The 12,799-nt window shown below is 68.3% G+C and carries 11 protein-coding genes; 4 read left to right on the top strand and 7 right to left on the bottom strand.

Annotated features, from left to right (window positions below):
* Nucleotides 1-58: 58 nt before the first annotated feature.
* The 3 genes from ACFRAU_RS09965 to ACFRAU_RS09955 form a co-directional block, all read right to left on the bottom strand.
* Complete coding sequence (locus ACFRAU_RS09965; protein ID WP_377994492.1) at nt 59-1,177, bottom strand: DUF6707 family protein; 1,119 nt, start codon at nt 1,175-1,177, stop codon at nt 59-61.
* An 85-nt stretch (nt 1,178-1,262) separates the two neighbouring features.
* Entirely contained in the window at nt 1,263-1,802 is a 540-nt protein-coding gene (locus tag ACFRAU_RS09960) for an NUDIX hydrolase family protein (RefSeq protein ID WP_331571980.1), read from the bottom strand.
* Between the two features lie 100 nt (nt 1,803-1,902).
* Nucleotides 1,903-2,631, bottom strand: coding sequence for a VOC family protein (locus ACFRAU_RS09955; protein WP_377994494.1), 729 nt, complete (start codon nt 2,629-2,631; stop codon nt 1,903-1,905).
* A 120-nt stretch (nt 2,632-2,751) separates the two neighbouring features.
* Between ACFRAU_RS09955 and ACFRAU_RS09950 the strand changes: the two genes are divergently transcribed.
* Nucleotides 2,752-3,360, top strand: coding sequence for a YdeI family protein (locus tag ACFRAU_RS09950; protein WP_377994495.1), 609 nt, complete (start codon nt 2,752-2,754; stop codon nt 3,358-3,360).
* Between the two features lie 79 nt (nt 3,361-3,439).
* Nucleotides 3,440-5,149 (top strand): glycoside hydrolase family 32 protein, encoded by a 1,710-nt coding sequence (locus ACFRAU_RS09945; protein ID WP_377999784.1) that lies wholly within the window; start codon nt 3,440-3,442, stop codon nt 5,147-5,149.
* 22 nt (nt 5,150-5,171) lie between these two features.
* Here the strand turns inward: ACFRAU_RS09945 and ACFRAU_RS09940 are convergent, their stop codons facing one another.
* The 4 genes from ACFRAU_RS09940 to ACFRAU_RS09925 form a co-directional block, all read right to left on the bottom strand.
* The gene (locus ACFRAU_RS09940) at nt 5,172-6,335 is read right to left on the bottom strand and encodes an ABC transporter ATP-binding protein (protein ID WP_377994499.1); all 1,164 of its coding nucleotides are present in this window, start codon (nt 6,333-6,335) and stop codon (nt 5,172-5,174) included.
* Nucleotides 6,332-7,924 carry an ABC transporter permease gene (locus ACFRAU_RS09935; protein WP_377994501.1) on the bottom strand — a complete coding sequence of 531 codons (1,593 nt, stop codon included), beginning with the start codon at nt 7,922-7,924 and terminating at the stop codon, nt 6,332-6,334. The genes ACFRAU_RS09940 and ACFRAU_RS09935 overlap by 4 nt, the downstream gene beginning before the upstream one ends.
* 4 nt (nt 7,925-7,928) lie before the next feature.
* Entirely contained in the window at nt 7,929-8,975 is a 1,047-nt protein-coding gene (locus tag ACFRAU_RS09930; protein ID WP_377994503.1) for an iron ABC transporter substrate-binding protein, read from the bottom strand.
* Nucleotides 8,976-9,138: 163 nt separating this feature from the next.
* Nucleotides 9,139-10,386 carry a glycoside hydrolase family 76 protein gene (locus tag ACFRAU_RS09925; RefSeq protein WP_377999783.1) on the bottom strand — a complete coding sequence of 416 codons (1,248 nt, stop codon included), beginning with the start codon at nt 10,384-10,386 and terminating at the stop codon, nt 9,139-9,141.
* A 142-nt stretch (nt 10,387-10,528) separates the two neighbouring features.
* Here ACFRAU_RS09925 and ACFRAU_RS09920 point away from each other — a divergent pair, with 142 nt between their 5' ends.
* Both ACFRAU_RS09920 and ACFRAU_RS09915 read left to right on the top strand, forming a co-directional pair.
* A complete protein-coding gene (locus ACFRAU_RS09920) occupies nt 10,529-11,347 on the top strand; it encodes an SDR family NAD(P)-dependent oxidoreductase (protein WP_377999782.1) in 819 nt (272 codons plus the stop codon).
* Nucleotides 11,348-11,457: 110 nt separating this feature from the next.
* Nucleotides 11,458-12,666, top strand: coding sequence for an acyl-CoA dehydrogenase family protein (locus tag ACFRAU_RS09915; protein WP_377999834.1), 1,209 nt, complete (start codon nt 11,458-11,460; stop codon nt 12,664-12,666).
* The last annotated feature ends 133 nt before the right edge of the window (nt 12,667-12,799 follow it).

The raw sequence follows: 12,799 nt of genomic DNA, 5'->3' as shown, positions 1-12,799 counted from the left end.
AGAGGAATTTCCGGTGGAAAACGGCGCCGGCCGTCCCCGGGGAAAAACGCAGAGCCGCTTAGCCCCGCACAGATTCCAGCTCGTTCGCAATCCGACGCTCCAGCTCCGACCCGCTGATGGTCTGCGATCCGCCGTGGGCGCGCAGGAACAGCAGCGATTCCAGGCGCAGCTGCCGCCACTCGCGCTCGGCCTCGTGGTTGGAGTTGTCGATGGAGCGGAAAATCTCTTTGTCGTACAGGTTCGGCTCGTTCAGTGAGCGCTGGCGGACCCGGGCCTGCATCCGCGCCTTGAACGGGTCGGTCTCCTGGTTCTCCGGAGCCCGGAGCAGCTTCTCGTATACGGCGGCGCGGTCCTTGTGCCCCGTCTGCCGGCACACGTAGCTGGACAGCGCGAGCGACGCCTCCACCGACGCCCAGCGGCCCGGATTGCCGTCGAAGGGCAGCACATTCAGCAGGTCGGCCACCGTCAGCGACGCCTCGGCATCCTTGAGCATGATGAACAGCTCATGCGCGAGGTCGCTCAGGTCCTTCAGGCAGCTGCCCGACTTGGTGTTGATGCCCTTGACCAGCTTGTCGGCCAGCAGTTGCACCCCCACGGAGTCCGGATGGGCCTCCGCCACGGCCTCCACCACCGACTCGGGCGTTCCGGCGGGCTCCGGGATCAGTGCGAGGTCTTCGGCGCCGGGACCGATCACCACCGGGGTGGTGGACGGCAGCGGAGGTACGACGACGGCGGTAGGCGCCGTCCGCGCGGGCCCCCCGGCTGCTTCGTTCCCCACAGCCGAAAGGGGAGTGCCGGCGTCGGCCGCCTGGGCGTCCGCTGTTTGGGTGGCACCGTCCGCCGTCCCGGCGCCGTCTGCGGCTGCGCTGTTTGCGACTGCGCCATCTTCGACGACGGCAGCGGTCTTGGGCGCTACGGTGTCTGCGGCCTCCGGGGAGGGGAAGCCGTCAGTCTCCGGGGAAGGGATCCGGACGGACGAGCCTGCCGCGATGCGCAGCGTGCCGCCGCCGGTGAGGGTCGCAAGGACGATCGCGGGGCTGCCGAAATCATCGGTTTCCACCTCCACGGAGTGGATTTCCGCGGACCGCTCACCGTCCGGCAGCAGAAGGTGATCCCCCGCCCGCAGAGAGCCCGCCTGCTGTTCGAGGTAGGTCTTGGCAGCTGCAGGGTGGTTCATCGGGAGTCCTTAAGTTCTCTTGCGGTCCGCCCAACAGTCTACAAAGGAGAGGGTGCGAAGTCGGGGAGGCGCGGGCTCCCGGGCGTCAGGCGCCCACCCCGGCGTAGGCCAAAGCCTGCCGCACCAGGGCGCCGCGGCCGCCGGTGAACTCGAGCTGCACACCGTCGCTGAGCACTTCCTGGGGAGTCATCCAGGTCAGCTCCAGCGCGTCCTGGCGGGGGTCGCATTCGCCGGTCACGGGGATGATGTACGCCAGTGAGACGGCGTGCTGGCGGTCGTCGGTGAAGCCGGTGTGGGACGGTGCCGGGAAGTATTCGGCCACGGTGAACGGCACGGGGCTGATGGGGAGCTGGGGGAATGCCAGCGGGCCGAGGTCCTTTTCCATGTGGCGAAGGAGGGCGGCGCGGATGGTCTCGCGGTAGAGCACCCGGCCGGAGACGAGGGACCGGACCATAGTGCCGTCCTCGTCCGCCTGCAGCAGCGTGCCCACCTCGTTGACGAACCCGAGCGGATCCAGCCGGACCGGCACCGCCTCCACGTAGACCATGGGGAGCCTGCCTCTGGCTTCGAAGAGATCTTCGTCCGAGAGCCAGCCGGGGTTGGGGTCAGGGGTGCGCACGTTCATGAATCATTTTTACCCCATCGCCACAGGTCCGGCCGCCGAGGCGTGAGATCCCGACGCTTTGCGGCCGTCAAAGCGACGGGATCTCGCCACTCGATTTGGGCTACGAAGGGCGCCTGGCCGAGATCCAGAGGGGTGCCCGCTGTCCCGCCGCACCGCCATTGTCCGGGTGCGCAACATGCAGGGTGCGTCCGAAGGCCTCCTCGGTCAGCGTCACGTCGTGTCCCGCGACCGTGAGGCGGTCCCGCAGTGCCTCAAGATCCCCGCTGTACTCGAATCCCAGGCCCGCATGCGCGGTGCCCGTGCCTGGACGCGCCATCAGCACACCGCCGTTCTTGGCCGTGAAATCGGCGGTTTCGTCGTCGTCCGGGACCGGCCGGAACCGGGCGCCGATGTCCCGCAGTGCCTGGGCGGCGGCTGTCACGTCCTCGCTGAACCAGACCTCCACCACGGCCAGCGCCGGATCCGCATCCGCACAGTTGGCCCCGTGGCCGGCCTTGTCGGCGAAGAAGCTGAAGCCGTCCGCGCCCGTGATCCGGCACGAGTCGCCATGGTCCGCCCGGACGAGCTCGGCGGAGGAGGTGTCCGATTCCGCGCCGGACTGGTTGGTGCGCCGGGCAAACTCCTCGAGATCGCCGACCTCCACGCCAAAGTGCGTGACGCCGTCCTCCGCCGCGCCCGGCTCGGCCTGGTGCAGCGCCAGCCGGCCCGCTCCGGCGTCGTACTCCCGCCAGGAGCCCTCGTCGGTGGACTTGATCATCCCCAGGTCAGTGAGGAGCCGCTCCCAGGGTTCAACCCGGGACGTGAAATGGATGGGGCGGACACGAAGCATGCTCTCTCCTCGAACTCGAAACACCTGGATCCCGAAAAGGCGCCGACATGGCCATGATGCCACGTCTTGAATCGCGTGGCACCGGGGTGAATCACGGGGCGGCCGGGGCAGAATGGGCGCATGGCCGTTGAACTCGAGGAACTGTTGGTGCCCGATGCCGCCGCCTGGCGGACGTGGCTGGAATCCCACCACAGCGACAGCCCCGGCGTGTGGCTCGTCCTGCACAAGAAAGGCGGCAACGTTACCGAACTCGATTACGACGCCGCCCTGGACGAGGCGCTGTGCTACGGCTGGATCGACGGCCAGGTCAAGAAGCGCGACGGCGACAGCTACCTCCAGCGCATGACCCGCCGGGGCGCCAAGAGCCCCTGGTCCGAAAGGAACGTGGGCCACGTGGCCCGCCTTGAAGCGGAAGGGAAAATGACAGTCCCGGGGCGTGCCGCCGTCGACGCCGCCAAGGCCGACGGCCGCTGGGAGGCCGCCTATTCGGGACAGGCGACGGCGGAGGTCCCGGCTGATCTGGCCGCCGCCATCGCCGCCGTGCCCGAGGCGCAGGCCATGTTCGATGTGCTGACCTCGGTGAACCGGTACGCGCTGATCTACCGCACCAACTCGGTCAAACAGGCGGCCACCCGGGAGCGGAAGATCGCCGGATTTGTCGGGATGCTGGCGCGCGGCGAGACGCCGTATCCGCAGAAGAAGCGCCCCGGGCCGAATTCCGCGGGTTGAGCCTGCCGAACACGGTGCCGGTAGGCAAAAGGCCGTCCGCGCTAAAATTGATGCCAACTCTCCAACACGAACGGCGAACATGCAGCGGTATTCCCTACGCACGCTCGGCCCCCGTGGGCGGTGGATTGCGCTGGCGGTGATCCTGGCTCTGGTGCTGTCCACGGCTACGATAATCGGCCTGGCCAGCCGTTCAAACGACGGCGGAACACCGGGCGGCGCCGGACCCCAGGGCGACGGAACGCAAGGCAGCGGCACCCAGAGTGCAGCCCCGAAATCGTTCAGCAGGCCCGAGGGCGCCTCACAGTTCCGGCCCTCCTACCACCTCACCCCTGCCAAGGAGTGGATGAACGATCCGCAGCGGCCCTTTCTGCTGGACGGGGTGTGGCACTACTACTACCTCTACAACGCGGACCACCCCGAGGGGAACGGCACCGAATGGTTCCACGTGACCAGCACGGATCTGGTGCACTGGAAGGACGAAGGCGTAGCCATCGAGAAGTTCAAGAACGGCCTCGGGGACATTGAGACCGGCAGCGCCGTGGTGGACCAGGACAACTCCGCCGGCTTCGGCAAGGGTGCCGTCGTCGCCGTCATGACCCAGCAGGACAAGGGCGTGCAGCGGCAGTCGCTGTTCTACTCCACGGACAAGGGCTACACGTTCAAGGCCGCCGACGGGAATCCGGTCATGGACAACCCCGGCGCGCAGCACTGGCGAGATCCCAAAATCATCCGTGACGAGGCCCGCGGACAGTGGGTCATGGCGTTGGCCGAGGGGGAGAAGATCGGCCTGTACACCTCGAAGAACCTCAAGGACTGGCGCTATGTGTCCGGCTTCGAACGGAAGGGCCTGGGGATCCTCGAATGCCCTGACTTCTTCCAGCTGGATGTCGACGGCGACCCCGCCAAGCGCACGTGGGTCCTCGCAGCCAGCGCGAACGGCACCGCGGAAGGCCGGACCACCGGGGTTACCTACTGGACCGGGACGTTTGACGGGACCACGTTCACCCCCGCAGACGACAAACACCAATGGCTCGACGCCGGCTCCGACTTCTATGCCGCCGTCACCTGGGACGATCCCCGGCTCCCGGAAAACGATCGGATGGCGTCCCGCCACGCGATCGGCTGGATGAACAACTGGACGTACGCCCGGCAACTGCCCACCACCGACTGGCAGGGCGGCGCCGACTCGATCGTCCGGGACATCCGGCTGAAGACCGTGCAGGGCAGGCCAACGCTCGTCTCCACTCCGACGCCGGCCCTGTCCGCGCTGGACGGTGAAGCCAGGACCGCGGCCACCAGGGCGCTCACCCCGGCGGGCGCCGGCGAGCTTCCCGCGCCCTCAAGCGGAGCGTACCGGCTGGATGTGACGCTGGAACGGGCAGCGGGCGACGACGGCACGGAAGCCGTGCTGAAGCTGGGCAACGGCGGTTCGGACTATGCCACGGTGGGTTACAACTTCGAGGCTGGTACCGCGTGGGTGGACCGTGCGGCCGTGGTCCCGGGCGCGGAAGCCCTCGGACCGCTCTTCACGGACCGCAGGAGCGCGCAGGCCCCGCCCCGCGGCGGCAGCGCGCCGGGCAGCTCACCGGAAAGGGGCAGCGTGGACCTGACCGTGTTCGTGGACTATTCCTCGGTGGAGGTCTTCGTGAACGGCGGCGAGCAGACCCTGACGTCGGTGGTGCTGCCGAAGTCCGGGCAGCCGGCGGTCAGCGCCGCCACGGCCGGCGGGACGCTGACGCTGAAGTCGTTCAAGTACACCCCGCTGGCCACTGTGCTGACGGGACGCTAAAGGCCGGCGTAGGCGCAGGCGGTCAGTCGGACTCGAGCGGGAACGCCACGGCTTCCCCCACCACGCGCAGGCACAGCTCCGTGCCGGGCTGGGCGATGGACGCGTTCCAGTGCCGGATGGTGATCACTTCACCGCCGCCGGGATAGCGGTGGTCGGGCATGGCGCCCGCCAGTTTCGGCGGCACGGCCAGCTTGAGCCGCACGGTGGTTTCGGGGCCGAAGTAGTCGGTGTCCACCACCACGCCGCGGATGGGTCCGTCCTCGGCGATCCGGATCTGCTCCGGACGCAGCATGAGCTGGACGCGGCCCTGCGCGGGCGGACGCCGGACGGGGATCCCGCCCAGCGAGCAGGTGGCCAGAGAGCCTTCCATCCAGGCATCGAGGATCACGGCGTCGCCCAGGAACTCGGCCGTGGCGCGGTCCGCCGGCCGGGTGTACACCACGAACGGGTTGCCGATCTGTGCCAGCTTGCCGCCCCGCATGACAGCCACCTGGTCCGCGAAGGAGAGCGCCTCGGCCTGGTCGTGCGTCACGAGGATGGTGGTCACCCCGGCCTCGTTGAGGACCTTGGCCACCGCGCGCCGGGTGGCGACGCGCAGCCCGGCGTCGAGGGCGGAGAACGGCTCGTCCAGCAGCATGAGTTCGGGTTCCCGGGCCAGTGCGCGGGCCAGGGCGACGCGCTGCTGCTGCCCGCCGGAGAGCTGGTGCGGCCGGCGCTTGGCCATGGCCGTGTCCAGCGACACCATCTCGAGGAGGTCGTTGACCCGCGCGTTAACCGCGCGCCGGCCGCCGTCGAGCTTTGACGCGCTGAGCCCGAACGCGATGTTCTGCCCCACCGTCAGGTGCGGGAACAGGGCACCGTCCTGCGCCACGTAGCCGACGTGGCGCTTGTGCGCCGGTTTCCACACGCCGTCGCCCGCCACCGGGGAACCGTTCAGCGAGATGCTGCCGGTGCCCGGGTGTTCAAAGCCGGCGATCAGCCGGAGCAGGGTGGTCTTGCCAGAACCCGAGGGGCCCACGATCGCGGTGGTTCCGCCCTTGGCCACGGACAGGTTGACGCCCTTGAGGACGGCCTGCGAGCCGAAGTTCTTGGTGACGGCGTCGATCTCCAGGTGGCTGTTGGTGCTTGGCGCCACGGACCGTGAAATCCGTGGTTCCGGAAGCCTGGACGGGGATTGTTCGGTCACTGTCCCGCTACTTTCTTGGACTGCTGGAAGAGCAAATAGGTCATGGGCGCCGAGATCACGATCATGAGCAGGGCGTACGGCGCAGCCCCGGCGTAGTCGATTTCGCTGCTCTTGCTCCAGAACTCGGTGGCCAGGGTCCGGGTTCCGTTGGGGGAGAGCAGCAGCGTGGCCGTCAGTTCGTTGGCGATGCCGAGGAACACCAGCGCCGCGCCGCCGGCGGCAGCGGGGGCGGTGAGCCGGAGCGTCACGCGGATGAAGGACAGCAGCGGGGGCGTCCCCAGGGCCTGGGCTGCCTCGTCCAGTTCCTTGGGCGCCTGCGCCAGGCCGGCACGGATGTTCACCAGCGCGCGCGGCAGGAAGAGGAGGATGTAGGCGGCCACCAGGACGCCCGCCGTCTGATAAACATTCGGGAGCAGCCGGATGCTGACGGTGACGAAGGCCAGGGCCACCACAATGCCCGGCATGGAGCTGGTGACGTAGTTGGAGAGTTCCAGTGCCTTGCTGAACCAGCCGGCATGCCGGACGGCCAGGTACGCCATCGGGAAAGCGACAACGGTGGTGGCCGCGGCGCCCGCCAGCCCGTACAGCAGGGTCTGCCACAGGGCCGGAACGAATTCGTCTGCTGCCCAGATTTCCGCTCCGCCGGCAAAGATCCAGCGGAGCACGAACAGCAGCGGCAGCCCGAAGGCCAGCAGGGTCAGGCCGAGCAGTGCCAGCTGGGCCGGCACCTGGTAGGCGTGCAGGGGCAGGCGCAGGGCCCTGGCCTGCGCGCCGGATCCCACGCGGGCGTACCGGGCCGTGCCGCGGCTGCGCACCTCGACCAGCAGCAGCAGGAGGCAGAAGAACACCAGCACACTGGCCAGCATGGTGCCTGCGGTGCCATTGAAGGTGGACTGGTACTGCACCATGATGGCGGTGGTGAACGTGTCGAACCGGATCATCGCGAAGGCGCCGTACTCGGCCAGCAGGTGCAGCGCCACCAGCAGCGCGCCGCCGGTCATCGCGATCCGCAGCTGGGGCAGTACCACCCGGAAAAACGCCCGCCAGGCCCCGAGGCCCAGGGACGCGGCAGACTGCTCGACGGCGGGATCCAGGCGGCTCAGCGTCGCGGCGGCGGGAATGTAGACCAGCGGGAAGTAGGAGAGCGTGGCGATCAGCACGCCCGAAAACAGGCCGTGCAGCGAGGGCACCGCGGAAACCCACGCATAGCTGTTGACGAACGCGGGGATGGCCAGCGGCGCCGCAAGCAGCACGGCCCAGACCTTCTTCCCGCGGAGCGTGGTCCGTTCCACGAGCCATGCGCCGCCCACACCCAGGACGAGGCAGAGCGGCACCGTGAGCAGAATCAGGAGCACGGTGTTGAGCAGCAGCTCACCGACGCGCGGGCGCACGATCAGTGCAAGGGCGGTGTCCCAGCCCGTGGCCGCGGTCATCACCGCGACGTAGCCGAGGGGAACGAGGGAAAACAGGGCGATCAGCACCGCCATGACGCCTACTGCGGAAACGCCGAAAGGCGGGCGGGGGCGCTTGCCCCGGCCCGCCGTCGTCGTGCTTCCGGATATTTCCGGCGCCGATACTTGGGTGGTCACAGAATTAGAGCAGTCCTGCCTTGGTCATCAGCTCGGTGACCTTCGCGGAGTTCAGCTTCGCGGGGTCCACGGTGGGAGCGTCGAGTTCCTTGATGGGAACCAGCTTGTCGTTGGCGGGGACGCCGGAAGCGATGGCGTACTCGAAGGACGTGCCCTTCTGCAGGACTTCCTGGCCCTTCTTGCCGGTGATGAACTTCAGGAAGGCCTGGGCGTTCTCAGCGTTCTTCGAGGACTTCAGCACGCCGCCGCCGGAGACGGACAGGAACGCGCCCGGGTCCTGGTTCTTGAAGTAGTAGGGCGTGACGTTCTTGGAGTTCTCGCCCGTCTTCGCCTGGTCGCCGTAGTAGTAGTAGTGGTAGATCAGCGCGGCGTCGACCTCGCCGGCGTTCACTGCCTTCATGGCGGTGCTGTTGCCCTTGTAGGCCGTGAAGTTTTCCTTCATGCCCTTCAGCCACGCCTCGGCCGCGGCTTCGCCCTTGAGCTCAACGAGGGCGGAGACGATGGCCTGGAAGTCGGCGCCGCTCGGGGAGGCGGCCCACTTGCCCTTCCACTCCGGCTTGGCCAGGTCCAGCATGGACTTGGGCAGCTTGTCCTCGGAGATCTTGTTCTTGTCGTACACCAGGACGGTGGAGCGCGCGGCGATGCCGGTCCACTTGTTGGTGCTGGGGCGGAACTCCGCCGGAACCTGGGCCACCGTGTCCTTGTTGACGTCGGCGAACAGGCCGGCGTTCTCCACCTGCGCCATTGCGGGGGAGTTTTCGGTGAGGAAGACGTCCGCCGGTGAGGCCGCGCCTTCCTGGACAATCTGGTTGGACATCTCGGTGTCATCACCCTGGCGGAGCGTCACCTTGATGCCGGTTTCCGCGGTGAACGCGTCCACCCATTCCTTGGTGAGGCTTTCATGCTGGGCGTTGTAGACCGTGATCTCGCCCTTGGAGGCGTCAGCGGAGGACGAGGCAGCGGGGGAGGTGCTGGAGCCGCAGGCCGAGAGGCCAAGGGCTGCGGTGGCGGCGATCGCGATGCCGGCCAGCGCGTTGGTGCGGATCTTCATCGGGGTGCTTCTTTCTGCAAAAGTCTCGTGGGCGAGGCCCTTAGTGAGCTGGGGAAGTTAGGCAAAGCTCACTCGAAAAACTGTAGGTTAGCCAAACCTAAGCACCAAGCGACAGGGGCATTAAGTGATGAGGATCACATCAATTACGAAACTGTTGCGTGTCCTAATTGCTGTCTTTGCCGGCTGCCGCTGACGCTGCTGACACCGACGCCGCTGCCTCCAGGGCCATCCAGGCCTGAAGCTGGGTGGAAAGTTCGACGGCGGCGCCCGCCGGATATGTGTCGCTCGCCGGCCGCTCCGGCTCGAAAGGGAATAGGGGGTACCCGGCCCGTCCGTGCCGGCCCAGCGGTTCGCCCGCCGCGATCAGTCGGTGGCCGGCCCAGAGGGCGCCGGCCGTGCCGGCAACGAGGCCGGCGGCGGTGGTCCGGACGTCCGCCGGCAGCCGCCGGTCGTTGGCGGCCAGCGCCAGGTATCTGGTGAGGATGCCGGTGAAGAGCCCGCCGTCGCCCGTTCCGTCGCAGCGGAGAACCTTGCTTTCCGGGGGTCCTGTCCCGTTGGTGACGGCGGCCGGCAGGGTGAGGTGTTCCGCCACTGCGCGCACCACGGTTGCGGCGCGTTCCAGGTTGGCGGTGCCGCCGAGTTCCAGCAGGGCGCCCAGGACAGGCCCCTGGTTGTAGGTGTAGATTGCGTCCTCCAGCACGGTCTCCCCGGTGTTGCGGACCCGGATCCCGTCCAGGTAGAGCCCTCGGGCGGGGTCGAACAGCCGCGCATCCAGCCAGTCGAGCAGGGCCTGCGCCTTGGCGGTGTTGCCCGTGCGTGCATAGTAAAGCGCCACCGGGGCCGTTGCGGGGGTGTTCTTGAAGTCCCGCCTGGTGCTCCAGAACGTGCCGCCGCCCAGGTCGTCGGTGGACGCCGAGTCGAACTGCAGCGTCAGGCTCTTGCGGATTCTCTCCTGCCGCCGGGGGTTGGGGCTGCGGCTCTCTTCGGCCAGCCGCTCCAGCCGGAGTGTGGACAGGGCCAGCCAGGCCATGTCGTCGTAGTAATGGTTGACGTACGTCAGGAAATTCCGCAGCCGGATGCCGGTGACCAGCCGCGAAGCGAGCTGGCCGGCGCTGGGGCGGGAGGCGCCGTCGAACTTTTCCGGACCGCGCCCGGCTCCTCCGAGTTCTCGAAAACCCGCGTCCACGAGGCAGTCCAGGTAGTGCGCCTGCCACCAGTAGTGCCACGGGCGGCGGAGGTTCCCGATCCGGCCGGAGGGGCGCGCGGTGGCCGCGATGTGCGTCCCGGGCAGGAAAAACAGCCGCTGGCCGAACAGATGCGTTACCGACCGTGCTGCCTCATCGGCCCGTTCCGCCCAGGCGGTGGCGGGCTCGGCGGCGTCCGGGGTGACGTCGGCATGCGGCTTGGTCATCTGGCCAGCCTACCGAACGGTCTGCCTGGTGAGCCGCCGGCCCGGGGTGCATCCGTCACCCATTTCAGTTAACATTCACTAACTAACGTTTCGCGGCCGGGATCCGGATCCGCATCGACCGGTTCCGCATCAAGGAGGATGTATGGAAATCGAGGGTTCCGTCGCGCTCATCACGGGTGGTGCATCCGGCCTGGGCGCCGCCACGGCCCGCCGGCTGTTCGACGCCGGCGCTTCCGTGGTGCTCGCCGATCTCGCCTCCTCGGCCGGTGCCGCGTACGCCGATGAGCTGAATGCGGCCGGCCCGCAGAACCTCGCGGACCAGCAGTCGGCAGCCCCCAGGGCGGTTTTCGTTCCCGCGGATGTGACCAGCGAGGATCAGGTGCAGGCCGCCGTCGACGCTGCCGTGGGGCTGGGCCCGCTGCGCATCGTGGTGAACTGCGCCGGGATCGCCACGCCGGGCAAGGTTATGGGGCGCGACGGCGTGCTGCCGCTGGAGAACTTCCAGCGCGTCATCCAGATCAACCTGGTGGGGACGTTTAACGTGGTCCGGCTGGCCGCCGCTGCGATGGCCGCCACCGAACCTGCAGACACCGAGCTCGGCGGGGAGGAGCGCGGCGTCATCATCAACACCGCCTCGGTGGCCGCGTTCGACGGGCAGATCGGCCAGCCTGCCTACGCCGCCTCCAAGGGCGGAGTGGCCGCGATGACCCTGCCGCTGGCCCGTGAACTGGCCCGGTCACTGATCCGCGTGGTCACCATCGCCCCCGGGATTTTCGAGACCCCGATGATGGCCGGGCTGCCGCAGGAGGCGCAGGAGTCACTGGGCCGGCAGGTGCCGCACCCGTCCCGCCTGGGCCGGCCCGCCGAGTACGCCAACCTCGCTGCGCACATCGTGGAGAACGCCATGCTCAACGGCGAAACCATCCGCCTCGATGGCGCCATCCGGATGGGCCCGAAGTGAGCGGCACCGGACTTCGCGCCACTGGCCTGGGCAGCGCGGCGGCGGGCGGCACCAAGCCGGGCGGGGCTGAACCAGGCGGGACAGCGCAGGCGACGCCCGCCGTCGACACCTTGCCCACCGCCGACTTTTTCGGCTACGAGTCCTTGCTCAGCACCTCCGAGCAGCGCAAGCTGCGCGAGCTGCGGGATTTCCTGGCTGCGGAGATCGCGCCGTTCGCGGGGGACTGGTGGAACAAGGCCGAATTTCCGGCACACATCCTCCCCAAGCTGGCCGCCCTGGAGCTGAGCACGCCGGCCCAGCGCGGCTACAGCCACCTGTTCGCCGGGCTGGTGATCGCGGAGATGACGCGGGTGGACACCTCGATTGCCACGTTCTTCCTGGTCCATCACGACCTCTTCGTCGAGTCGCTCTACCGGTTCGGCTCCGAGGACCAGCGCCGCCGGTATCTCGACGACGCCTCAAACCTGCGAACCACTGGAGCGTTTGCCCTGACCGAACCGGACCACGGCTCGGACGTGGCAGGCGGCATGGAGACGCGGGCGCGCCGGATATCGGGCGTTACGGGTGAGGCCGACGACGCCGGGGACTGCTGGGTGCTGAACGGCGCCAAGCGGTGGATCGGCAACGGGACGTTCTGCGACTACATGCTGGTGTGGGCGCGGGACGAGGCCGACGGCGCGGTGCGCGGCTTCATCGTGGACGCCGGCCTGACCGGGGTGAGCCGCAGCCGGATCGAGAACAAGATCGCCCTGCGCACCGTGCAGAACGCCGACATCGTTTTCGAGGACGTCCGGGTTGCCGAGGCCGACCGCTTCTCCGGCATTGGCAGTTTCGAGGACACCAATGAACTGCTCCTCGGTTCGCGCATCATGGTGGCGTGGCAGGCGGTGGGGCAGCAGCTGGCGGCGTTCGACGTCGCCCGGCAGTACGCCGTCGAACGCCGGCAGTTCGGCCGTCCGCTGGCGAGGTTCCAGCTCATCCAGCAGCAGCTGGTGTCCATGCTGGGAAACGCCGTGGCGAGCATGGGCATGATGGTCCGGATCGCGCAGCTGCAGGAGCATGGTGCCGGGATGGGCGGTGCTGCGGCGGACGGTGCCGGGATGGCGCAGGTGGCACTGGCCAAGTCCTACACGTCGGCGCGGATGCGCGAAACCGTGGCCATGGGCCGGTCCATCCTGGGCGGCAACGGCATCGTCACGGACTACCGCATGGCCAAGATTTTCGCCGACGCCGAGGCCATCTACACCTACGAGGGCTCGTATGAGATCAACACGCTGATCGTTGGCCGCGCGGTCACGGGCGTGTCCGCGATCGCCTGACGCTCCTGCCCGGCCAGAGGGAAGCGGGGGGGGGGGGGGATATAAAACCCGCCCCCCAGGTGTTTGTTTTTTGAGAAACAGAGGGGGGTGTGGGGGGGGGCGCGGACGGGGGGGGGGTGTTTGGCGCCCCCCA

It is taken from the genome of Arthrobacter sp. NPDC056691 (assembly GCF_042791415.1).
GTDB lineage: Bacteria > Actinomycetota > Actinomycetes > Actinomycetales > Micrococcaceae > Arthrobacter.
This window is presented reverse-complemented; position numbering and strand designations above follow the sequence as displayed.

Excerpts from the sequence above, each read along its gene's own strand:
- ACFRAU_RS09920 (WP_377999782.1), top strand. The coding sequence starts at position 10,529 with ATGGAAATCGAGGGTTCCGTCGCGCTCATCACGGGTGGTGCATCCGGC.
- ACFRAU_RS09930 (WP_377994503.1), bottom strand. The coding sequence starts at position 8,975 with ATGAAGATCCGCACCAACGCGCTGGCCGGCATCGCGATCGCCGCCACC.
- ACFRAU_RS09950 (WP_377994495.1), top strand. The coding sequence starts at position 2,752 with ATGGCCGTTGAACTCGAGGAACTGTTGGTGCCCGATGCCGCCGCCTGG.
- ACFRAU_RS09965 (WP_377994492.1), bottom strand. The coding sequence starts at position 1,177 with ATGAACCACCCTGCAGCTGCCAAGACCTACCTCGAACAGCAGGCGGGC.
- ACFRAU_RS09945 (WP_377999784.1), top strand. The coding sequence starts at position 3,440 with ATGCAGCGGTATTCCCTACGCACGCTCGGCCCCCGTGGGCGGTGGATT.
- ACFRAU_RS09955 (WP_377994494.1), bottom strand. The coding sequence starts at position 2,631 with ATGCTTCGTGTCCGCCCCATCCATTTCACGTCCCGGGTTGAACCCTGG.
- ACFRAU_RS09925 (WP_377999783.1), bottom strand. The coding sequence starts at position 10,386 with ATGACCAAGCCGCATGCCGACGTCACCCCGGACGCCGCCGAGCCCGCC.
- ACFRAU_RS09960 (WP_331571980.1), bottom strand. The coding sequence starts at position 1,802 with ATGAACGTGCGCACCCCTGACCCCAACCCCGGCTGGCTCTCGGACGAA.